The organism is Phocaeicola coprophilus DSM 18228 = JCM 13818, assembly GCF_000157915.1.
Taxonomy (GTDB): Bacteria; Bacteroidota; Bacteroidia; order Bacteroidales; family Bacteroidaceae; genus Phocaeicola; species Phocaeicola coprophilus.
Window position 1 is genome coordinate 201,280 of the sequence record NZ_EQ973632.1, and the last position, 22,748, is coordinate 224,027.

General features: G+C 48.6%; 18 protein-coding genes and 1 pseudogene. 9 read left to right on the plus strand and 10 right to left on the minus strand.

Annotation, left to right across the window (positions count from 1 at the left end; translation table 11 throughout):
- Positions 1 to 28 precede the first annotated feature (28 nt).
- From BACCOPRO_RS02475 to dnaN, 6 genes are read right to left on the minus strand one after another with little or no spacing between them, the layout of a single operon-like run.
- Positions 29 to 1,723 (minus strand): serine protease, encoded by a 1,695-nt coding sequence (locus tag BACCOPRO_RS02475; RefSeq protein ID WP_008140590.1) that lies wholly within the window; start codon positions 1,721 to 1,723, stop codon positions 29 to 31.
- Positions 1,724 to 1,750: 27 nt separating this feature from the next.
- Positions 1,751 to 2,503 carry a 23S rRNA (guanosine(2251)-2'-O)-methyltransferase RlmB gene (gene rlmB / locus BACCOPRO_RS02480; RefSeq protein WP_008140592.1) on the minus strand — a complete coding sequence of 251 codons (753 nt, stop codon included), beginning with the start codon at positions 2,501 to 2,503 and terminating at the stop codon, positions 1,751 to 1,753.
- A 10-nt stretch (positions 2,504 to 2,513) separates the two neighbouring features.
- On the minus strand, positions 2,514 to 4,193 hold the full coding sequence (gene recN / locus BACCOPRO_RS02485; RefSeq protein ID WP_008140594.1) for a DNA repair protein RecN: 1,680 nt from the start codon (positions 4,191 to 4,193) through the stop codon (positions 2,514 to 2,516).
- A 28-nt stretch (positions 4,194 to 4,221) separates the two neighbouring features.
- Positions 4,222 to 5,412 carry a bifunctional phosphopantothenoylcysteine decarboxylase/phosphopantothenate--cysteine ligase CoaBC gene (gene coaBC, locus BACCOPRO_RS02490; protein WP_173585527.1) on the minus strand — a complete coding sequence of 397 codons (1,191 nt, stop codon included), beginning with the start codon at positions 5,410 to 5,412 and terminating at the stop codon, positions 4,222 to 4,224.
- Between the two features lie 5 nt (positions 5,413 to 5,417).
- Positions 5,418 to 6,194 carry a 3'-5' exonuclease gene (locus tag BACCOPRO_RS02495; RefSeq protein ID WP_008140598.1) on the minus strand — a complete coding sequence of 259 codons (777 nt, stop codon included), beginning with the start codon at positions 6,192 to 6,194 and terminating at the stop codon, positions 5,418 to 5,420.
- A 34-nt stretch (positions 6,195 to 6,228) separates the two neighbouring features.
- Entirely contained in the window at positions 6,229 to 7,353 is a 1,125-nt protein-coding gene (dnaN, locus tag BACCOPRO_RS02500; protein ID WP_008140600.1) for a DNA polymerase III subunit beta, read from the minus strand.
- A 186-nt stretch (positions 7,354 to 7,539) separates the two neighbouring features.
- Between dnaN and BACCOPRO_RS02505 the strand changes: the two genes are divergently transcribed.
- Complete coding sequence (locus tag BACCOPRO_RS02505; protein WP_008140602.1) at positions 7,540 to 7,923, plus strand: DUF3127 domain-containing protein; 384 nt, start codon at positions 7,540 to 7,542, stop codon at positions 7,921 to 7,923.
- A 278-nt stretch (positions 7,924 to 8,201) separates the two neighbouring features.
- On the opposite strand, the gene rho is transcribed toward BACCOPRO_RS02505, so the two are convergent.
- Entirely contained in the window at positions 8,202 to 10,178 is a 1,977-nt protein-coding gene (gene rho, locus BACCOPRO_RS02510) for a transcription termination factor Rho (RefSeq protein ID WP_008140606.1), read from the minus strand.
- 326 nt (positions 10,179 to 10,504) lie between these two features.
- Here rho and BACCOPRO_RS02515 point away from each other — a divergent pair, with 326 nt between their 5' ends.
- The 7 genes from BACCOPRO_RS02515 (at position 10,505) to BACCOPRO_RS02545 (ending at position 17,106) form a co-directional block, all read left to right on the plus strand.
- Positions 10,505 to 10,882, plus strand: coding sequence for a RidA family protein (locus BACCOPRO_RS02515; RefSeq protein ID WP_008140607.1), 378 nt, complete (start codon positions 10,505 to 10,507; stop codon positions 10,880 to 10,882).
- A gap of 115 nt (positions 10,883 to 10,997) precedes the next feature.
- Entirely contained in the window at positions 10,998 to 12,203 is a 1,206-nt protein-coding gene (locus BACCOPRO_RS02520; RefSeq protein WP_008140608.1) for a hypothetical protein, read from the plus strand.
- Between the two features lie 6 nt (positions 12,204 to 12,209).
- Complete coding sequence (locus tag BACCOPRO_RS02525; protein WP_008140610.1) at positions 12,210 to 12,947, plus strand: MBL fold metallo-hydrolase; 738 nt, start codon at positions 12,210 to 12,212, stop codon at positions 12,945 to 12,947.
- Positions 12,948 to 12,960: 13 nt separating this feature from the next.
- Entirely contained in the window at positions 12,961 to 13,338 is a 378-nt protein-coding gene (locus tag BACCOPRO_RS02530) for a VOC family protein (RefSeq protein ID WP_008140612.1), read from the plus strand.
- A 62-nt stretch (positions 13,339 to 13,400) separates the two neighbouring features.
- Positions 13,401 to 14,225, plus strand: coding sequence for a DUF3805 domain-containing protein (locus BACCOPRO_RS02535; protein WP_008140614.1), 825 nt, complete (start codon positions 13,401 to 13,403; stop codon positions 14,223 to 14,225).
- Positions 14,226 to 14,303: 78 nt separating this feature from the next.
- Positions 14,304 to 16,169, plus strand: coding sequence for a ribosomal protection-like ABC-F family protein (gene abc-f / locus BACCOPRO_RS02540; RefSeq protein WP_008140617.1), 1,866 nt, complete (start codon positions 14,304 to 14,306; stop codon positions 16,167 to 16,169).
- Positions 16,170 to 16,398: 229 nt separating this feature from the next.
- Positions 16,399 to 17,106 carry a murein L,D-transpeptidase catalytic domain family protein gene (locus BACCOPRO_RS02545; RefSeq protein ID WP_008140620.1) on the plus strand — a complete coding sequence of 236 codons (708 nt, stop codon included), beginning with the start codon at positions 16,399 to 16,401 and terminating at the stop codon, positions 17,104 to 17,106.
- Here the strand turns inward: BACCOPRO_RS02545 and BACCOPRO_RS02550 are convergent.
- From BACCOPRO_RS02550 to BACCOPRO_RS02560, 3 genes are read right to left on the minus strand one after another with little or no spacing between them, the layout of a single operon-like run.
- On the minus strand, positions 17,078 to 18,430 hold the full coding sequence (locus BACCOPRO_RS02550) for an MATE family efflux transporter (protein WP_040311074.1): 1,353 nt from the start codon (positions 18,428 to 18,430) through the stop codon (positions 17,078 to 17,080). The two genes, BACCOPRO_RS02545 and BACCOPRO_RS02550, sit on opposite strands and share 29 nt — an antisense overlap.
- Complete coding sequence (locus BACCOPRO_RS02555) at positions 18,427 to 19,710, minus strand: sensor histidine kinase (RefSeq protein WP_008140624.1); 1,284 nt, start codon at positions 19,708 to 19,710, stop codon at positions 18,427 to 18,429. The genes BACCOPRO_RS02550 and BACCOPRO_RS02555 overlap by 4 nt, the downstream gene beginning before the upstream one ends.
- Positions 19,707 to 21,074: a sigma-54-dependent transcriptional regulator gene (locus tag BACCOPRO_RS02560; protein ID WP_040311075.1), complete on the minus strand. Its 1,368-nt coding sequence runs from the start codon at positions 21,072 to 21,074 to the stop codon at positions 19,707 to 19,709. The genes BACCOPRO_RS02555 and BACCOPRO_RS02560 overlap by 4 nt, the downstream gene beginning before the upstream one ends.
- A 194-nt stretch (positions 21,075 to 21,268) precedes the next feature.
- Between BACCOPRO_RS02560 and BACCOPRO_RS02565 the strand changes: the two are divergent.
- Positions 21,269 to 22,725, plus strand: a pseudogene (locus tag BACCOPRO_RS02565) (TolC family protein).
- Positions 22,726 to 22,748 lie beyond the last annotated feature (23 nt).

Consider the following 22,748-nt stretch of genomic DNA (forward strand, 5'->3'; position numbering starts at 1 on the left):
CCGGTTATTTTTTTTCTAGATAATCTGTTTATTTCTTACTATACTTTTGCAACAGGTCTTCTGCAACTTTGTCGCCGAGTTCCTTGGCTTTCTCCAGGTTGGCCATGCCTTCCTTGTTCTTTTTCTGCTGGATTTGCGTGTATCCCAGCATTCGGTAAGCTCCTGCATTCTTCGGATCGAGGTTCAAGACCTTCTGAAGGGCGGTTACAGCCTCATCAAGCTGATTGACGCGCAGGTGAATACCTCCTTTTTCAAGCCAGTATTCTACGTTCTGAGGTTCCAGTTCCACCGCCTTGTTGATATCGTTGATGGCTTGCTGGTACATGCGGCACTGCATCTCTGCATGAACGCGCGTCAGATAGAATTCAGCACCAACCTGTCCCAAGACTGCATCATAAATGTCATTGTAGTCTTTTACGGCTTCCCGATGCATACCGGCTTCGGAGCGGAAGCGGGCACGTTCGTACAAGTAGGGAACCGCATCCTTTCCGTAAGGTTCATTGAATTTGGAGACTGCGCTGTCCATTAGAGCAATGATCTCTTTGATATCAGCTTTTACCAGTTCCTTGGCCTTGGCTTCAGAGTAAAAGCTGGAAGCAGATGCCATATTTGTTTTGTTGACTGCTTCATAACTTGTAACAGCTTCCGGGTATTTCTTCATGGCGAAATAAATGTCTCCTTGCAGCTGGAGGTAAAGTCCTTCGGGAGCCAGTGCTACAGCTTCATTGATTTCCTTCAGGGCCTTGTCGAAATTCCAGTCACTGTACGGCTGTTTCTCGCCCAGGCTGAGGTTGTAGTCGTACAGCAGTTTAGCCGCGTTGTAGTGAGCTTCCTCTTTCTTGGTTGCCACATTGAACATTTCCTCCAGATCCTTTTCGGCATCTGCACCACGGCCTTCCTGAGACAGGTAGAAAGAAGCCCGGCGGAGGTAGCCTTCCATATTGTTCGGATAGCGGGAAATGAAATCGTTCAGCAGTTCCAGATAGTCTTCTCCATTGAGCTGGGATGAACTGATGTACAGGTAAACCAGTGCCTGTGACTCGTCTTCCGGAAGTCCTTTTTTGATTCCGATAGAATTCAAAGCCATGTCAGTTCCGGAAAGTGCACTGATGGACAGGCCTTTTACGAAGCTGATACCGATGGCATAGCTTTCAGGACTGTCTGCTTCCGTATTCTTCTGAAGCATACCGATCACCTGACCTTCAGCGTTCATGATCGGACAGCTGACGGTTTTCTCTGTCGTCTTCATGTTCAGGGTATAATAAAGCGACTCGTTGCTGATCGTGTCTACTTTGGTGATTGTACCCGTTTGTCCTTCAACAGATTTCTGCGTGGAATAGGGAAGGAGATAGATCTGCTCTCCCGTTTTTCCTCCTTGTACTGCGGGATCAAGCGTGGCTGATTTTTTGTTTACTCCCGTTTTGAATTTGATTACATCGTACAAATCATTGGCACCCATGATGTATCTTACAGGAAGCTCTTTTCCGTCAGCCGTTACGATCACCGCATGGTCTGCTCCCTTGAACAGGGAATAGTCGGATACAGCCGTTCCTTCTTCATCGATATAGAAACCGTTTCCTGTGTTCAGGATCTTGTTGTCTTTATTGTATGTAATGACGGAGAACACGGCTTTCTTCGCTTGGTTAGCCCATTTGGGAAGGGTTTGTGCCGTTCCCGTGCAGAAAGCCAGACCGCAGGTTAGCAATAAAATAATTTTTTTCATGTTCAGTTCTATGCAAATAAGGTTAGATTATTCTTCCGGGGCGAAGCCGCGTTGCTTGACAGCTTCATAGATCAGAATACCCGCTGCCACTGAAACATTGAGAGACTCGATGCTTCCGAAAAGGGGGATTTTGATCCATTCGTCACACAAGGCCAGGTGCTCATAAGGCACGCCTGTATCTTCGGCTCCCATAATGATGCAGGTCGGTCCCTGATAATCGGCTTTGGTGTAATCATAGTCTCCTTTCTCGGTAGCAGCTACGATTTTGAATCCGCTTTCTTTCAGGAACTTGATAGTGTTTGTCAGGTTGTTCTCCCGGCAGACGGGAAGGGTATGCAAGGCTCCGGCCGAAGTCTTGATGGCGTCTGCATTTACACTGACGCTGTTCTTCGACGGAATGATGATGGCATCTACTCCTGCACATTCACAGGTACGGGCAATTGCTCCGAAGTTTCGTACATCTGTCACACCGTCAAGCATGATGAGCAGCGGGTTCTTTCCCTGTTCGAACAGGAATGGAACGATGTCTTCTGTCCGCTGATAGGTGATGGGCGAAATAAAGGCAATGACTCCCTGGTGATTCTTCTTGGTAATCCGGTTGATGCGTTCCACCGGAACACGCTGTACCGGGATGAATGTATCCTTCAGTACGGCAAAGAGTTCTTTCGACAAATCACTCTGGATGTCTTTCTTCACCAATACTTTGTCAATCTCCTTTCCGGCCTGTATGGCTTCGATGACGGCTCTTACGCCGAATATCATTTCGTTCTTTTCAATCATATTAAGTTATTTATCTGTTTGGGTTATTGTTCAGTCCCAAAAGAGCCCGGGCATTGTTCAGGGCTGCTTCGGTCATGGTACTTCCGCTTAGCATGTTGGCTATTTCTCTGACACGTTCTTCATCCGTCAGTCTGCAGATATGACTGTTGGTTCCGCTTTCCGTATCTTCTTTGTATACTTTGTAATGGGCACAGCCGCGTGCTGCAATCTGTGGAAGATGCGTAATGCTGATCACCTGCCGGTTCTGGCGTCCCATGTCCTGCATGATAAGAGCCATTTTCTCGGCAATGGATCCGGATACACCGGTGTCTATTTCGTCGAAGATGATGGTCGGCAGTTTTACCGCTCCGGCTATCATGGCTTTCAGGGAAAGCATGACGCGGGCAATCTCACCGCCGGAAGCAATGGATGCCACGTTCTGAAGCGTTCCGTTCTTGTTGGCAGAAAAAAGGAACACTACGCTGTCCATGCCTTTCGCATCGGGTTCCTTGCGCCGGGTCAGCTCCACGGCAAACCGGACATTCGGCATGCCGAGCGGAATGAGGAGTGACTGCATCTTTTCTTCGATGTGGCGGGCTGAACGGGTGCGGAGTCCGGTCAGTATATCTGCCTGCCCCATTACCTTATTATATAAGGATTCTTTTTGCCGGTTCAGTTCGGCAATGTGGTCATCGAACGATGTAATGGCGTTCAGCTGTTCCCGATAGCGGTCTGTCAGCGCAATCAGTTCTTCAACCGTGTCTACGCGATGTTTCTGTTGCAGGGAATAGATGAGATTCAGCCTTTCATTGACATAGTCAAGCCGGGAAGGATTGAATTCCACTTCCTCCTGTGCATTGGCAACTTCGAGGGAGATATCCTTCAGTTCAATGTAGCAGCTGTTCAGCCGTTCTGTCCATTCCTGTGCAGGTGAGTACACCTTCGAAATGTTCTGCAACGTCTGCATACATTCCTTGATGAGCGGAAGACTTCCGCGTTCATCGTCGTTGATGGTCTGCTCTGCTTTGTAAAGCCCTGACTTGATGTCTTCCGAATGGCTGAGGGTCTCTGCTTCCTGTTCCAGCGAAGCCTGTTCACCTTCCTTCAGGTCGGCTTCTTCAAGCTGCTCCAGCTGGAAACGGATATAGTCTTCATCCTGCCGGCTCTTTTCGGCTTGTGCGATAAAGTCTTCGAGATCCCGGCACACCTTCCGGTAGTCCTGGAAAGTCTTCTGATAAGCACTGAGCTGAGCGTCGTCTTGTGCAAGAATATCCAGAATGTTCATCTGAAAACCTTCCTTGTTGAGCAGGAGATTCTGATGCTGGCTGTGCACGTCGATGAGCTTTTCTCCCAACAGTTTCATCTGCGCCAGCGAAGCCGGTGTGTCGTTAATGAAGGCGCGGCTCTTTCCATTGGCAGAAACTTCTCTTCGCAGAATGCATTCTTCCGGATCGTATTCGATGTCGTTTTCCAGAAAGAACTCTTCCATACCGTAAGAAGCAATGCGGAACCGGGCTTCGACAATGCATTTCGAAGCTCCGTTCTTGATGGCTTTTACGTCAGCTCTTTGTCCCAGCAACAGGCCGATAGCACCCAGGATGATGGATTTTCCCGCACCGGTTTCACCGGTTATCACGGAGAAACCGGACGTGAAACTGATGTCCAGCTTGTCGATCAGTGCATAGTTTTGAATGTAAATGGACTGTAACATGATGAATGGTTCAGCTATTCCCGGCTGTTCAGAGCAGGGTTACAAGTTTGTCTATAATGTCTTCGGCCACTTCCTTTTTGCTCTTCAGCGGGTAAGTGCTGGCATTCTGGCGGTCGATGATCGTTATTTTGTTGGTATCACACCGGAATCCTGCTCCTTTGTCGTTCAGGGAATTCAGAACGATGAAGTCAAGATTCTTGCGGGCCAGTTTATCCTGGGCATGGGCTACTTCGTCGTTGGTCTCAAGTGCAAAGCCTACCAGGCGCTGGTTTTCACGTTTGGACTTGCCCAGTGCAGCCGCAATGTCGTGAGTCGGTTTCAGCCGCAGCACCAGATCTTCCTTTTCACGTTTGATCTTGTGGTCGGCTGTACATTCAGGCGTAAAGTCAGCCACGGCAGCACAAAGGATTCCTGCATCGGCATCTGCATAGGCTGCAGTTGCTGCCTGATACATTTCCTCAGCGCTTTCCACATTGATGCGGTGTATGTTCGGGTGGTGAACCTGAAGGCTGACCGGTCCGCTGACGAGAGTGACTTCTGCACCCCGTCCGGCGCAGACTTCTGCCAGTGCATATCCCATCTTTCCGGAAGAATAGTTGCCGATAAAACGTACCGGATCGATTTTTTCGTATGTCGGGCCGGCTGTGATCATAACCTTGCGTCCTTTCAGGTCTTCCTTGCCTGCAAAGAATCTTTCAAGAACTTCAATGATTTTTTCCGGTTCTTCCATTCGTCCTTTTCCTACGAGATGACTGGCCAGTTCCCCGGCAGCCGGTTCGATGATGTGGTTCCCGTAAGAGCGGAGAATATCGAGATTATGCTGGGTTGACGGATGGGCAAACATGTCCAGATCCATAGCCGGAGCGATGAATACCGGAGCTTTCATTGAAAGATATGTGGTGACAAGCATGTTGTCGGCAATGCCGTGAGCCATCTTTCCGATGGTAGAAGCTGTGGCAGGTGCTATGACCATGGCATCGGCCCACAGGCCCAGATCGACATGGCTGTGCCAGGTTCCGTCCCGTTGTGAAAAGAACTCACTGATGACGGGCTTGCTTGTCAGGGCCGACAGCGTGATAGGAGTAATGAATTCCTTGCCTGCCGGAGTGATGACGATCTGCACTTCCGCTCCCTTTTTGATCAGTCCCCGGGTAAGCACGGCAGCCTTGTAGGCTGCAATGCTTCCGGTGATACCTAAGACGATTTTCTTTCCTTTCATCATAATTATTTCAGCAGTCCGCTTTCACGCAGTCTGATTTTGGTTAGTACGTTCTTGGTGTTCAGGGTGAAGTCACCGTTCAGGACCCATCCGTAATAGCCCGGATCGCGTTGCAGAACTTCAGAAACAGGCATTCCCTTGTATTTGCCGAAGTTGAACACTTCCACACCTTTATCGTCGTAGACGATACGTCCTGCAAAGTCAACGTTCTTGTTGTAGCTTGAATACTCAGACAGGAAGTTGATGTCGTTTTCCAATACATCCGGATAATGGTCCAGCTGGGCTTTCAGCACTTCATAGGTTGCCCGTGTGTCGGCTTCCGCAGTGTGTGCGTCCTCCAGGTTCTTGCCGCAATAAAACTTGTAGGCAGCCGAAAGGGTACGCTGTTCCAGTTTGTGGTAGATGACTTGCACGTCAATGAATTTCCGGCGTGTCAGATCGATGTCGATGCCTGCGCGCAGGAATTCTTCCACCAGAACCGGAACGTCGAAGCGGTTGGAATTGAATCCGGCGATGTCTGCACCTTCCAGGTCGCGTGCAATGTCCTTGGCTACTTCCTTGAATGTCGGACAGTCGGCCACGTCTGCATCATAAATTCCATGAATTGCAGATGAAGCTTCGGGAATATGCATGCCCGGATTGATGCGCATGGTCTTGCTTTCCTCGTTGCCGTTTGGATAAACCTTCAGGTAGCAGATTTCGACGATGCGGTCTGTATTGATGTTCGTTCCGGTGGTTTCCAGGTCGAAGAAAACCAGCGGGTTCTTCAGATTGAGTTTCATAATCAGTGACGTTTCAATGTTTGTTTTCTTGTGTTTAGTCGTTCAGCATCATCGGCATCAGCAACATGAGCAGGTCTTCGTTTTCTTCCTGTTCTTCGGGCACGACAACACCGGCGCGTGACGGGTCTGCCAGTTCGATGATGACATTCTGTGAAGCGATGTTGTTCAGAATGTCAATCAGGAATGACGACTTGAATCCGATGCTCATGGCATTTCCGTCGTACTGGCAGATCAGGCTTTCTTCGGCAGATGTGGAGAAGTCGATATCCTGTGCCGAGATCTTCATCATGTTTTCCGACAGACTCAGCTTGATCAGGCTGCTGGCTTGTGAAGAGAAGACAGAAACACGGCGCAGGGCACTGATGAAGCTTGCGCGGTCGATAATGGCTTTATGCGGATTGTTTTGCGGAATCACAGAATTGTAGTTCGGGTATCTTCCTTCGATCAGGCGGCACACCATCCGGTAGTTTTCCAGCGTGAAAGTAGCGTTGCGGTCGTCGAAACCGATCTGCACATCGCCTTGTTCCTTGGGAAGAAGGTTCTTCAGCAGGTTGGCAGGTTTCTTCGGGAGAATGAACGCAGCCTTTTCTTCTCCGTGAGCAGCATAGGTCTTGTTGCGTACCAGCTTATGTCCGTCCGAAGCCACCAGGGTGATGTCCTCGGTTGTAATATCAAAGTAAATACCGTTCATGACGGGGCGGAGTTCATCGTCTGCCGTAGCAAAGAGGCTTCTGTTGATGCCTGTTGTCAGGATGTCTGCTCCCATGACTACCTGTACGGCGCCTTCGTTGAGCTCGGAAGCCTGCGGGTATTCGTCTGCGCTTTGTCCCATCAGACTGTATTTACCGTTCTGATACTGTACGGTAATTTCCAGATTGCTGGAGTTGATCTGAAAGCTCAGGGGCTGTTCCGGGATTTCCTTCAGTGCTTCGAGCAGTGTCTTCGACGATACAGCGAAGCGTCCGTCTTCTTCGTAGTCGCTTACTTCGATGGAAGTGGAGAGGGTTGTTTCATTGTCAGAAGCGGTCATCGACAAGGTTCCGTCCTGCAGTTCGATCAGGAAACAGTCCAGAATCGGCAGGGAGTTTTTAGAGTTGATGACACGGCTGATAGCCTGTAAGTGGCTGAATAAAGCGGTACTTGAAACAATAAACTTCATGTTTTTATTTGTTTTAAATTTCTATGTTCTTTTCGTTCACAGGTTGCTGTTTAAGGGCTTTTGACTGGCCCTATTTAACTGCCAAAGTTACGAAAAGATTGCGTATGCATCACAAAAAAACGGTCGAAAAATTAGTTTACTTCTTGAGAAAAGCGTAATTTCGTAACCAAATTTAAACGTAGAATTATGGAATTAGCAGGAAAAGTAATTGCGGTTCTCGAACCGAGGGGCGGTGTCTCCAAGAACGGGAACGAATGGAAAGTGCAGGAGTATGTCATCGAAACCCATGACCAGTATCCGCGCAGAATGTGTTTTGACGTTTTCGGTGCAGACAAGATACAGCAGTTTAATATTCAGGTGGGCGAAGAACTGAATGTATTCTTCGATATTGATGCCCGTGAATGGCAGGGACGCTGGTTTAACAGTATCCGTGCATGGAAGGTAGAGCGTGTGAATGCTGATGCACAGCAGATGCCTCCGATGGAAGCACCTTTCCCGCCGCTGAATGCCGCTCCGGCAGCTCCGGTAGACTTCTCGTCTTCAGACGAAAAGGACGATCTGCCTTTCTGATCAGACTGTCGTAACGTGCTTGTATTCAAGGCGGACAGAAGATAAAAAAGACTTCGGCGTTTTCATCAAAACGCCGAAGTCTTTTTGTTTAAACGCCGAAACGTTTTTTAAAAAGCCCGAAGCCTTCCGGAAACCGGCCGTGACAGCCGGATATCTCTTTGCCGGAAAGTTGGCTTTCTGTATCAATTAACCGCACGATTCCGGTGCGTCTTTATGAGGCTTAAAAAAGAGACAGGAGGAAAGCCGGTCTGGCTTTCCTCCTGTTTCTTTGATGGAATTTATGAGTTCATGCTCATCAGAAATTCTTCGTTGTCTTTTGTCTTTTCCAGCCGGTCCTTGACAAAGTCCATAGCTTCTATCGGGTTCATGTCTGACAGATACTTTCTCAGGATCCACATGCGGTCGAGCGTAGTCTTGTCAAGCAGCAGGTCGTCGCGTCTTGTGCTGGAAGCAACGATGTTTACAGCCGGGAAGATACGCTTGTTGCTCAGGTTCCGGTCGAGCTGGAGCTCCATGTTACCTGTACCCTTGAACTCTTCGAAGATTACTTCGTCCATCTTCGAACCGGTATCGATCAGGGCGGTAGCGATAATGGTCAGTGAACCTCCGCCTTCAATGTTGCGGGCAGCGCCGAAGAAGCGTTTGGGTTTGTGCAGTGCATTGGCGTCCACACCACCGGAAAGAACCTTGCCGGAAGCCGGAGATACAGTGTTGTATGCACGGGCCAGACGGGTAATGGAGTCGAGGAAGATGACAACATCGTGTCCGCATTCTACCAGTCTCTTGGCTTTTTCCAATACGATTCCGGCGATCTTCACGTGGCGTTCTGCCGGTTCGTCGAAGGTAGAAGCGATGACTTCTGCGTTGACGCTGCGTGCCATGTCGGTTACTTCTTCCGGACGTTCGTCAATGAGCAGCATGATCATGTAGACTTCCGGATGGTTGGCTGCAATGGCGTTGGCAATGTCCTTCATCAGGATGGTCTTACCGGTTTTGGGCTGTGCCACGATAAGCGCACGTTGTCCTTTACCGATAGGAGCGAACAGGTCTACGACACGTGCCGAGAGATTGTCGTCGTATCCTTTACAGAGCTTGAACTTTTCGTCGGGGAAAAGCGGAGTCAGGTGATCAAACGGAACGCGGTCGCGGATGAGGCTCGGGTCGAGTCCGTTGATTTTGGATACTTTCACCAGCGGGAAATATTTTTCTCCTTCCTTGGGCGGGCGGATGGTTCCGTCTACTACGTCACCGGTCTTCAGTCCGAAGAGTTTGATCTGTGACTGTGAAACGTAAATATCATCCGGTGAAGAAAGGTAGTTGTAGTCGGATGAACGGAGGAATCCATATCCGTCAGGCATGATTTCAAGAACGCCTGTACCTTTCAATATATCATCAAATTCATAAGGCTTTTCTGCCGGTTTTTCCGGTTGCTGGGGTGCGGCCTGCTGGCTGGTGGAAGGGTTGTTGGAAGGAGTTGCCGCTGCAGGCTGGTTATTATTGTTGTTTTGCGCCTGGTTCTTGTTGTTGAACCGGTTGTTCTGGCGTTGCTGGCGGTTCTGGAATTTATTGTTTTTATTTTCCTTGGCCGGCGCTGCAGGAGCTTCCACTTTGGTTGCTTCAAATTTACCGAGCAGTTCTGACGGCAATTCAAATTTTTCAGAGGGAAGGTCTTCGATAGGAATAAAATCGCTGTTGTTGCTCAGGTCGAGTGCCGGAAGTTCCATGTCATCGTCAGCAACGGGAACCGGAATGCTTTTGGTTTCTTCTTCTGCTTGTGTGGCTTGTGCTTCTTTGATCAGGGTTGATTTGTTTTTGCTTCCCGGTTTTCTGCCGCGTTTTGCTTTGGGCTTTTCTTCCGTGGCCTCTGCCGCCGGAGCCTGGTTTTCTGCTGGACTTTCTGCAGGAGCAGCGGGAGCTGTCTGTGGAAGTTCGTCTTTGAACAATGGGGCAGGAGCGGGTAATGCCGGGGTGTTTGCTTCCAGTTTCTGTGCTTTGTCTTTGGTTGCGGTGTACACCTTATCGCCTTCTTTCTTTACGCTGATGCGTGATCTTTTACGAGGCTGGCCTTCTTTCTTCTCTTCCCCTGATTTAGCCGAGGCTGCTTTCTTTGTGGCACCGACAATGGCCTGTTCGTCCAGGATCCGGTAGACTAAGTCTTCTTTGCGGAGGGATTCGGTTTTAGTCAGACCCAACTCTTTGGCAATCTGTTGCAACTCGGATAAATCCTTGTCATTTAGTTGAATGATATTATACATAAGTATCGTGTAATGAATTTATAGGTAGCCAGCTTACGCGTATCAGCATGATTTGGACATGCTTCACAGGGCTTCTGTGCGGATTTACGCTTCAAAGGCTACTGATTAAAATGATAGTTTTAATTCTTTGTTTGATAAAAATTGTTGGAGTATACAGCATAAATGTGCTTGTGTAAGCGTCGTTATGCTTTTACGAGGACAAATATACGCGTTTTTTGTGAAATAGAATAACTCTTGGCCATTTTTTTTGTACTTCTGTCGTTTGATTGAAAGAAATGTGTTACTTTAGCCGTTGAAAGTTTTATTTATAAATAATAATTAAAAGCATGAAGAAAGTTATTTTTACAGAAAAGGCTCCGGCTGCCATCGGACCTTACAGCCAGGCTATCGAAGCTAACGGAATGGTGTTCCTGTCCGGACAGATCCCTGTAGATCCTGCTACGGGAGAGTTCGTTGAGGGAGGTGTTACCGAACAGACAACTCAGGTGTTCGAAAACATCAAGAACGTATTGGCTGAAGCAGGACTGACCACTGCTAATATCGTGAAAACAACTGTTTTCCTGGCTGATATGTCCCTGTTTACTGAAATGAATGCCGTGTATGCCAAATATTTCGACGGTGAATGCCCGGCTCGTTCTGCAATTGCCGTAAAAGGCCTGCCGAAAGGAGCTCTGGTAGAAATCGAGAGCATTGCGGTAAGATAACAACCGTATTTCTGCCTGTAGTCTTTTCGGCAACGTAACCGGTCGGGGATTGTACGAGAGACTGCAGGCGGATTTTTTTAGGGGTTGAAGAGTTGTTGTTTTGAATTAAGTATATATGAAACTGGACAAGACGCTGTTTAATACAGTGAACAAATGGAAACTGGCAACATGCCTTCTGGCTATTCTGACAGTTCTGGGCTCTTCCTTATATATATATCGGCTGGAGCCGTTTTCTTCGGGGATAGAAATATCCAATGAACTGGGAGGGAATATCTTCCCGGTAACGCTGCTCTCTACGGCAACGACTGATGCTAATCTGATTGTTCCTGCGGATACCAATTATCTGGGCAATCCGAAATCGTGTATTGCCGTTCGCGTGAAGAACGAGCATGCCAACAGTAAGCTTCGTGTGGAAGTGGCCGAAACTCCTTTCTTTGCATATTCGGTATCGGAATTCATTCTTCCGGAGTCGGGAAAGGAATATTGGGTGTTTCCGGACATAATCTGGAACTACGATGCCCTTCGGGAAAACGAACAGGCCGTACCGGTGACGGTTTCAGTGAAAGCCGAACTGAACAGACGTGCCCTGCGGGGAGGAGTACATACATTTTCAGTGCGAAGCATCAATGAATGTTTGTTGGGCTATATTGACAGCCGGATGAAGTTTCACGACACGGGACAGTTTTTTGCAGCTTATGTGAATGAAGACAATCCTCAAATAGACCGTCTTCTTCGTGAAGCGCTTGATTCCCGTATCGTGAACCGTTTCTGGGGATATCAGAGCAAGAGTGTCGATCTGGTAGACAAGCAGGTATATGCTTTGTGGTATGTGTTGCAGAAGCGTGGGTTTAAGTACAGTTCCATCAGCAACAGCAGTCTTTCGTCGAACGTTGTCTTTACGCAGCGTGTCCGTACTTTTGACGATGCGCTGCTTTCGGCACAGATCAACTGCGTGGACGGCAGTGTGCTTTTCGCTTCATTGCTGAAAGCCATCAACCTGAATCCGGTATTGGTGCGTGTGCCCGGACATATGTTTGTCGGGTATTACACGGATGCATCTCACCGGAATATTCATTTCCTGGAGACGTCTATGATCGGTGATGTCAACCTGGATGACTTCTTCCCGGAAGAGAAACTGGACTCCACCATGATAGGCAAGTCGCAGGAGAATGTTTCCCGGCTGCTGTTCGAGAAGTCGAAGGAATATGCTACACGCATCTATAAGGAAAATGAGAAACTGATCCATTCGGGTAAGGTGAACTATATGTTTCTGGAAATAGACAAGGTGACCCGTGCTTATGTACAGCCTGTCGGAAAATAATGTTTTATGAAACTGATTTATTTATATCATAGCGGATTTGCCCTGCTGGGTGATGACTTTACACTGATTTTTGACTATTGGAAGGATTCGGAGTCGGATGGAGACGGCATTCTTCATCGGGAACTTCTGAAGCGCCCGGGCCGTATGTATGTGTTTGCGAGTCATGCCCATGCGGATCATTTCAATCCGGAAGTTCTTTCCTGGCACCTTCAGCGTCCGGACATTGTGTATCTGCTTTCGCAGGACATTCAGGCCCTGCATGAAGCGGAACAGGCGGAGGCGGTGTGGCTGAAGCAGGGAGATTCTTATTCGGACGAGCGCTTGTCGGTACATGCCTTTGGCTCGACGGATGTGGGAATCTCTTTTCTGGTGGAAGTGGATGGCCGGAAAATCTTTCATGCCGGCGATCTGAACAACTGGCACTGGATGGATGAATGTGAAGAAACTGAATGGAGAGGCTATGAGCATGCCTTTCTTCAGGAACTGCAGTTGATCCGGAAGTATACTGAAACTGTGGACGTAGCGATGTTTCCTGTCGATCCGCGTCTGGGAAAAGAATACATGCGGGGGCCGCAACAGTTTGTGGAAATGATAAAAACTTTTATCTTTGTACCGATGCATTTTGATGAGGCTTATGCCAGAGCTGCGGCTTTTCGTCCGTTGGCAGAAGCGGAAGGTGCACGGATGATTGCGCTGGAACGGCGCGGTCAGTGTGAAGAAATTGAATGTGAAACTCTGATTTAAAAAGATTATAGCGATGAATATAAAAGGAAGATTTGACCACTTTAATATCAATGTGACAGACCTGGAACGCAGTATCAAATTTTATGAAACGGCTCTGGGATTGCACGAGTCTCACCGCAAACAGGCGGAAGACGGTTCTTTTGTTCTGGTTTATATGACCGACGGTTGCAGCGGATTTATGCTGGAGCTGACCTGGCTGCGTGATCATTCCGAACCGTATGAACTGGGTGAAAACGAGAGTCATCTCTGCCTGCGTGTAGACGGTGATTACGAGGAAGTGCGTAAGTTCCACAAGGAAATGGGTTGCGTCTGCTTCGAGAACGAGCAGATGGGACTTTATTTCATCAACGATCCGGATGATTACTGGATTGAAATTCTTCCGGCAAAATAAGTCGGAAAAACTTCTGCGTGAATCATAAAATATTGTTCTGAACATTCAAAATAGATTGCATTATGAAATACATTTCTCCGGGTTCCTGGTTTTCTTTGGAATATCCGAACGACTGGCGTGAGTTTGAAGATGAGGAAGACAGCTTCCTTTTTTATAATCCTGAAAAATGGAATGGAAATTTCCGGATATCCGCTTATCGGGGAAAATCCGCAAAATATGCTCAGGACTGTATGGCGGACGAACTTCAGCAGAATCAGTCTGCCCGACGTGAGCAGGCAGGTCCCTGGGCATGTGTATATTCGGCAGAAACATTTCAGGAGAACGGTGCCTGGTATACGTCGCATATCTGGCTGACAGGCAAGGGAACTATCTCTGTGGAATGCTCTTTTACGGTACCTAAAGGGGAAAGTCCCCGTATGGCAGAAGACATTATCCGTTCGCTGAAGGTACGTGAGGAAAATGAACCTTTGTGGAAAGAGGTGATTCCGGTGCGTGCGCTTGAAATCTGTGTGATCAATGAATGTTACGATTGGGCGGTGTCTACGATCAAGAAACAGCTGACTAAAGATTTTACGGCCATGAAGCAGGACGTGGAAAGTATTCAGCGTTTGCTGGACAGCGGCCGTTTCAATAAAGGACAGCGGGCTGCCTGGGAAAGTTTTGGTATTGCTTTCGGAACCATCCTGGTCAATGAGATGGATGGAATGGAATGGGTTACGGTCATTGACGGAAAGAAAGAGTATCCGGCATTGCGTTTCGGAGACTCTTCCGTAATGGTTTATCCGCTTTCACTCATCTGGGATTATGTGAAGAACGGAAAACCGTGTGACCTGAAGGCTGAATATGCCCGCATTGAATCGGAAGTAGAAAAAGTGTTGAATGACTGATTCCGGGAAATAGGCCGTTCAGGTATCTGGAAAATACAGGAATGGCAGCATTTACCCTGAATTTTTTGAATAGAATAAATGACGCCTTATTTACAAGTAGAAAAATTAACGAAATCGTTCGGTGATCTGGTTTTGTTTCAACAGATTTCATTCGGTATTGCGGAAGGACAGCGTATCGGACTGATCGCCAAGAATGGTTCCGGCAAGACAACTTTGCTGAATATCCTTTCCGGAAAAGAAGGCTATGACGAAGGAAAGATCACCTTCCGGCGGGATCTGCGGGTAGGTTATCTGGAGCAGAGCCCTGTTTATCCGGGAGAACTGACCGTGCTGGAAGCCTGCTTCTATCACGGTACTCCTGTGGTGCAGCTGATCAAGGAATACGAAAGCTGCATGGAGACTCCGGGACATCCGGGACTGGAAGACTTGCTGGACCGGATGGAACATGAGAAAGCATGGGATTATGAACGCCGGGCCAAGCAGATCCTTTCGCAGCTGAAGATACGTGACTTTAATCAGCAGGTCAAGTATCTCTCGGGGGGACAGTTGAAGCGTGTGGCACTGGCCAATGTCTTGATTACCGAACCTGACCTGTTGATTCTGGATGAGCCGACCAACCATCTGGATCTGGATATGACGGAGTGGCTGGAAGAGTTTCTGAACCATGAGAAGGTCAGTCTGCTGATGGTTACTCATGACCGTTACTTCCTCGACCGTGTCTGCTCTGAAATTATCGAGATCGATAACCGGCAGATCTATTCCTACAAGGGGAATTACAGCTATTATCTGGAAAAGAGGCAGGAACGCATTGATGCAACGAATGCGGAAATTGCCCGGGCCAACAATCTTTACCGGACGGAACTGGAATGGATGCGTCGGATGCCGCAGGCCCGCGGGCATAAAGCCCGTTACCGGGAAGAGGCTTTTTATGACCTGGAGAAGGTGGCAAAGCAGCGGGTTTACGACCAGAACGTCAAGCTGGATGTCAAGGCTTCCTATATCGGTTCTAAGATTTTTGAAGCAGATCATCTTTACAAGAGTTTCGGCGATCTGAAGATCCTGAATGATTTCTCCTACATCTTTTCCCGCTATGAGAAGATGGGTATTGTGGGAAATAACGGAACGGGAAAATCTACGTTCATCAAGATTCTGATGGGCATTGAGAAGCCGGACAGCGGTACGCTTGATATCGGTGAGACGGTACGGTTCGGTTATTATTCGCAGGAAGGACTTCAGTTTGATGAACAGATGAAAGTGATCGATGTGATTACAGATATTGCAGAGGTCATTGAGCTGGGCAACGGCAAGAAGCTGACTGCCTCGCAATTTCTGCAACATTTCCTGTTTACTCCCGAAACACAGCATAACTATGTTTACAAACTGAGTGGCGGGGAACGCCGTCGGTTGTATCTTTGTACGGTGTTGATGCGTAATCCGAATTTCCTGATTCTGGACGAGCCTACCAACGACCTGGATATCGTTACCCTGCAGGTGCTTGAAGAATATCTGCAAAGCTTCAAGGGATGCGTGATTGTGGTGAGCCACGACCGTTATTTCATGGATAAGGTGGTCGACCATTTGCTGGTGTTCCGCGGACAGGGAGATATCCGTGATTTCCCGGGCAACTATTCTGATTATCGGGACTGGAAGCGAGAGAAGGAAGTTCACGAGAAACAGGCAGCCAAGCCTCAGGAAGACAAGACGAAGAAAGTCCGCCTGAACGACAAGCGTAAACTTACCTTCAAGGAAAGAAAGGAAATGGAACAGCTTGAAGCGGACATTGCTTCTCTGGAGATAGAAAAGAAAGAGGTGGAGGACGCTTTGTGCAGCGGAACTCTGGATGTGGAGAAACTGACGGAATACTCCAAACGTCTGCCTCTGATCAATGAAGAGCTGGAAGAGAAAACAATGCGCTGGCTTGAGTTGAGCGAAATTGAAGGATAAAGACAAGAAACTTTTCAGGAAAGGATTTCAGTGGAACGAACGGGTTGATCCGTTCCGGAAGCTGAAATCCTTTTTTTATTTTATTGAAGTGAATGTAAGAACCGGTGCAGGCCGTTTTTTCTTAAGGACAGAATGGAAATGTTAAGGAAAGTGTTTTTAACTGTCTGAATCAGAAAGGAATGAAAAAATATTGTAACTTTGCACCCGTTATTTTTCAAGAAATTATCTTATGCGTCGAATCATCTTATCTGCTTTTTTCTTTTTTCTTCCCGGAATGCTGTTTCGGGCAGACGATCCTTTGCGCGATGCGGAACGCAATGACCTGAAAACTGTTGTGGAAGCTGATGCATCAGTCAGTCTTTACCAGGCAATGGGACTGGAGGGAATAGTGAGTCAGGAAGCTTTCCGGCAGGCAGTGGCCGGATATAAAAAGATCAAGGACAGGAAGCGGGATGTGCTGACGCTCATTGATTTTTCCAAGCCTTCGACCGAGAAACGCCTGTTTGTCTTCGACATGAAAAAGCAAAAGTTACTGTTTGCATCGGTTGTTTCTCACGGAAAGAACAGTGGAGAAAACTATGCGACTTCCTTTTCCAATGAATATGGCTCCTATAAGAGTTCCCTGGGCTTTTATCTGACCGGAACTACTTATCAGGGAAAAAACGGTTATTCTCTTATCCTGGATGGACTGGAGAAAGGTGTCAATGACAAAGCCCGGGAGCGGGCCATCGTGATGCATGGAGCAGCGTATGCCGATCCTGCTGTTGCCAGCAGGGGCGGAAGACTGGGACGGAGTTTCGGCTGTCCGGCTGTTCCCCAGAAGCTTTCCCGTCCCATTATTGATGCCATCAAGGGAGGAAGTGTGATGTTCATCTATGCAGGAACTCCGGATTATCTGGCACAGAGTTCTATTTTGAACGACAACGGTTTGATGTAAACCGATAATAAACGAATCCGACCAGATCGGCCAGTGCCCAGCCGATGGGGATGGACCACCAGATGCCTTTTACTCCGATTGCCGGAATGGCTGCCAGAATGTAGGCCAGTGCTACGCGCGTACCCAGTGAGAATATGGTCAGAACCACCGACATTCCCGGCATGCGTACAGCCCGGTAATATCCGTATAGAAGGAATAGATAGCCGATTCCCAGATAGAAACTTCCTTCAATATACAGGTAGTCCATGCCGATGCGGATAATCTCTTCTTCCTGAGCCGAAACAAAAAGCTGCATCAGAGGTCGGGCAGCTCCTGTGATAAGAACGGAAAGCAGCAGGCAGAAGATGGTGGTGACAAGAACGGCACTGCGGATTCCTTTCCGGATACGTTCGGTTTTCCCGGCTCCGAAATTCTGCGCAATGAAGGTAGAAAAAGCATTTCCGAAATCCTGTACGGGCATATAAGCAAACGAATCTATTTTAACGGCAGTGGCAAAGGCAGCCATTACTCCTGTACCAAAACTGTTGACAAGTCCCTGTACCATCAGAATTCCCAGGTTCATGATGGACTGCTGGATGCAGGTCAGTGAAGAGAACGACAGAATCTCACGCAGGCTTTTCCGGTCGTAATGCAAATCTGATCTTTGCAGGCGGAAAAACGGGAAATGGTGTAGGGTATAAAAGCAAAGCCCGATGGCTGCAACGTACTGTGAAGCGACAGTGGCTACGGCAACCCCCGTTACTCCCCATTGAAATCCCAGAATAAAAAGGAAGTCCAGTCCGATATTGAGCACCACGGAAACAGCCAGAAAGAGCAGGGGAACCACAGAGTTTCCTACGGCTCTCAGCAGGTAGGCATAGTAATTGTAGAGGAAGGTTCCGGGTAATCCCAGGAATATGACGATCAGATAATCATACATGACTTCTTCCAGTTCAGGTGGAGTCTGTAAGAGTCGGATGATAGGATGGATGCCCAGTATCACCAGGATATTGATCAATAAAGTAATTCCTCCGATCAGAAAAAGGGAAGTCAGCAGGCTTTGTTTGATTCCTGCATAGTTTTTGCCGCCAAACTGCAGGGAGACAACCGCCCCGCCTCCCATACACAGGCCGATAAAGATGGAGGTAAGGAAGACCATGAGGGTATAGGCAGAGCCGACTGCGGCAAGAGCCTGGGCTCCCAGGAAGCGTCCGACAATCAGGGTATCTGCAATGTTATAGCATTGCTGGAGCAGATTGCCGAGCATGAGCGGAAAGGCAAAGCGGAGCATACTTCCGGTGATGCTGCCGCTGGTCAGGGAATGAGAGGATGGATGAAAGTTCATGAAGGCAGGTTGTTTTGTGGTAAGATAATGGTAAACTTGCTGCCTTTCCCTGGTTGCGACTGTACCTGGATGCGTCCGTTATGAAGGGTGATGATCTGTTTGCAGAGACTGAGACCGATGCCCGATCCGGAGGGCTTGGTGGTGAAGAAGGGTACAAAGATCCGTTCGGTTACTTCAGGAAGCATTCCTTCTCCATTATCGGAAACAACCAGCGATATGCCTTCTCTGACGGGCTGGGCACTGATCTCCACGCTTGCGTCCGGCGTATGGATGCAGGCTTCGGAAGCATTCTTCAGCAGGTTGATGAAGATTTGTTCCATCTGAATCCGGTCGGCCAGGAAGGTGAGGCCGGAAGGTGCTGTGAAGTGAAAGAGGGGAGAAGGGTAGAGCCGCCGCAGGTCGTCGAAGAAGGCCTGAACCGAGATCTGTTCCCTGACGGGAGGAGCAATCCGAGTCAGTTTGCGATAGTTTTCCACGAATTCCAGCAGTCCCTTGCTGCGGCGGTGAATGACTTCCAGTCCTTTCTGTATATGCGTTCGGGTACGTTCGTCGTGTGGATTCTCCCGGCTTCTCTCGCTCAAAGTCTCAGCCAGTGAGATGATGGGGGTGATGGAATTCATAATCTCGTGGGTCAGTACCCGGATCAGTTTCTGCCAGGCTTCCATTTCCGTATGTTCCAGGGCTGAATGGATATTCTTCAGGCTGATGATCCACCGTTCTCTTCCTTGCAGGTGGATGACGGAAGAGGCAATGGCCAGATCCATCGGAAGATCCTGAATGGTCAGGTGTGCCACCTGTTGTTTTTTTCTCAATGCTTCCAGCACCTGTCCGGGAAGTTGTTTATGTTCTCCCAGCAGGGGACGGGCGGCCTTGTTCATCCACTCTGCACGTCCCTGATGATCCGTCACGATGACAGCCGTGTCTACTTTGTCCAGCAGGTTCTCGTAATATTGAAGTTTCACTTCCTCATCCAGCATGCGGTTGCGGATTCCTTTCAACACTTCCGACAGATCATTGGTCAGTTCCTGCATAGCCCGGTCGCTGAAAGACGGGGAGGCTGTCTGGCTGAAATCGTTCCGTTTCATGCATTCCACGATACGCTGTATCATGGAAGTCTGCCGCATCTGAATGCGATAGAGGCTGAAGCTGGTACCCACCGTCAGCAGAACGGCGGTAATGCTGCAGAACCACATTTCGTGAAGGAAGGCCAGTAGGGCACATGCCGTCAGCAGAACAATACCGGCAATGTGCGTTGTCAGGCAGAAAAGGTAGCGTTTCATAATCCCAGTTTTTCCAGTTTCCGATAAAGTGTATAACGTGTGATTCCCAGAAGTTCGGCCGCACGGCTCATGTTTCCTCCGCTTGCCCGGAGTGCCCTTTCCACTGTACGGCGTTCCACTTTTTCCAGATTCAGTTCTTCATCCTCGTCTTCCTTACGGCTTTTATCCGTGGCAGGGAAGAAAAAATCATCCGGACGAAGCTGGTTGTTTTCACTCAGAATGACAGCCCGTTCCAGTGTATGTTGCAGTTCGCGGACATTTCCCGGCCAGGAGTAGCGCATAAGTTTAGCTTTGGCTTCACGGGTCAGCCCCCGTATCTCTTTCTTGTATTTCCGGTTATATCCGTTCAGGAAATGTTCGGCCAGCAGGAGAATATCCTCTCCGCGTTCACGCAACGGAGGAATATGCAGCTCGATGGTATTGATGCGGTAAAGCAAATCCTGCCGGAATTTTCCTTCCTCTACCAGTTCTCTCAGATTTGCATTGGTGGCACAGATCAACCGGACATTGATATCTATGGGACTGACTGCGCCCAGACGGGTGATGCACCGCTTCTCGATAGCTGTCAGAAGCTTGGCTTGCATGGCCAGTGGCAGGTTGCCGATCTCGTCCAGGAAAAGTGTTCCTCCCGAAGCCACTTCCATTCGTCCGGGCTTGGCCTTGCGGGCATCCGTGAAAGCACCTTTCTCATAACCGAAGAGCTCACTCTCAAACAACTGTTCGGGTATACTTCCCAGGTCAATGGTGATGAAGGCATCTCCTGACCGGGGCGAAAAGTGTTTCAGCAGGCGGGCAACCAGATCTTTCCCCGTTCCGTTTTCTCCCAGGATCAGAATGTTGGCGTCAGTGTCCGACAATTTATAGATGGTTTCCTTGACTTTCGACATAGCCGGTGAGTTACCGATCAGTTCGGGGATGGTCTCATCGCCTTTCAGGGCACTCACCTGTTCCTGCAGACGTCCGACTTCCTTGCGGGACAGACTCAGCTGAATGGCCGAAGAAAGGGTTGCCAGCAATTTTTCCTTTTCCCAGGGTTTGGAGATAAAATCAGTCGCTCCTGCCTTGATGGCTCTGACGGCTTTGTCCGTATCTGAATACGCCGTCATGAAGATGACCACAGCTTGCGGATCCAGATGCTGGATCTGTTCCAGGCAATCAAATCCCTCTTGTCCGCTGATGGCATCACGCCGGAAATTCATATCCAGCAGAACAACATCGGGATGAAAGGTCGTCATGAAATGTTCGATGCGGGAGGGCTGTGTGGTTACTTTAATTTTTTCTACATAAGGTTCCAGCAGCAGGTTGAGCGCAAAGAGCACGTCCTCGTTGTCGTCAATAATCAGTATTTTTCCTTTTTGTTCCATGTGTTGTAGGTTTTCCTTCGCAAAGTTACATTTTATTTTCATGTGCTGTATGTGCGTATTCGCACCAAATTTGTGCGTATCCGCACACCTTTTTGAAAGCGGGTTTTATGAAACTTTCTGTATTTTAGTTAATTATCGTTGTGGCACGGTTTTCGCAGTTCTATTTTATGAAAATGTATGTAAAAGTATACTGTATGAAGAATTATTGGATCGTTTTACTGATTTGTTGCCCGCTTGTACTGATGGGGCAGGAACGGCAGGTGCTGACCTTGCAGGAATCCATCCGGATTGCACAGGAACATTCACCTGAAGCACAGGCAGCCCGTCATACCTATCGGGCAGCTTATTGGAGCTACCGTTCGTTTCGCGCCAATTATCTTCCTTCGGTGAACCTGAGTTCTTCTCCTTATCTTAACCGGCAGATCAATAAGGTAACCCAGCCTGACGGAACGGAGCTTTACCTTCGTCAGAACCAGCTGATCACCGATCTCAATCTGGAGATCAACCAGAATATCTGGTTTACGGGAGGAAGTCTGTTTCTGTCGGCCTCGGCGCAGCGTATGGATGAGCTGGAAGGAAAAACAACAGCGTATAACACACAGCCGTTCACTATCGGCTACCAGCAGTCTCTGTTTGGGTACAACTCCCTGAAATGGGACCGGCGCATTGAGCCTCTCCGCTTCCGGGAAGCCAAGAAGACTTATGCGGAAACACTGGAACTGATTGCCTCAAAAACCAGTGAACTGTTTTTCGATCTGGCTACGGCACAGGCCAATCTGGATATTGCCCGGTCAAATTTGCATCGGCAGATACCTTGTACCGGTATGCCCGCGGACGTTATGACATCGGTAACATTACGGAAAATGAAATGCTTCAGCTTGAGGTCAACAAGCTGAATGAGGAGACCAATGTCATGAAAGCTCAGATTGAAGTGGAAGACGCTATGCTGACTTTCCGTTCTTTTCTGGGCATACGTGGTGACGAAAAGCTGCAGGTGATTCCGGAGGACAGCGTTGCAGAGTTTGAGGTATCGCTGGATGAAGCCTTGAAGCAGGCCTATGAGCATAGTCCCGAAATAGACTCCTATGAACGGAAGAAACTGGAAAGCCGCAGTCAGCTGGCTTCGGCAAGGGCCAATGCCGGACTTAAAGCCGACCTGTATCTGCGGTTCGGTTTATCGCAGACTGCTGAACGGTTCAACGAATCTTTCCGGGATCCCCTGGATCAGCAATACGTCAGTCTGACCTTATCTCTGCCGATTCTTGACTGGGGACGCGGACGGGGTAAAGTGCGTGTTGCGAAGTCAAACGTGGAACTGGTCAACACACAAGTCGGGCAAGCTGTTACAGACTTTGAACTCAATGTACGGAAGATGGTCCGGCAGTTTAATCTGCAGGCTTATCAGGTACGTGTGGCATCCAAGACAGACCAGACCGCCTGGCGGCGCTATGAAGTGGCACGCCGGATGTACCTGATGGGCAAATCGACTGTACTTGACCTGAATGCAGCCACAACGGAAAAAGATACGGCACGACGAAACTACATTGCAGCCTTGAGGAACTATTGGACCTTATATTATGGCCTGCGCAGCATGACACAGTACGATTTCCAACGCAAATTGCCGTTGGCCGAGTGTCTCCCTGAAATTTAAAAACCTGCATTAAATGAAAAACG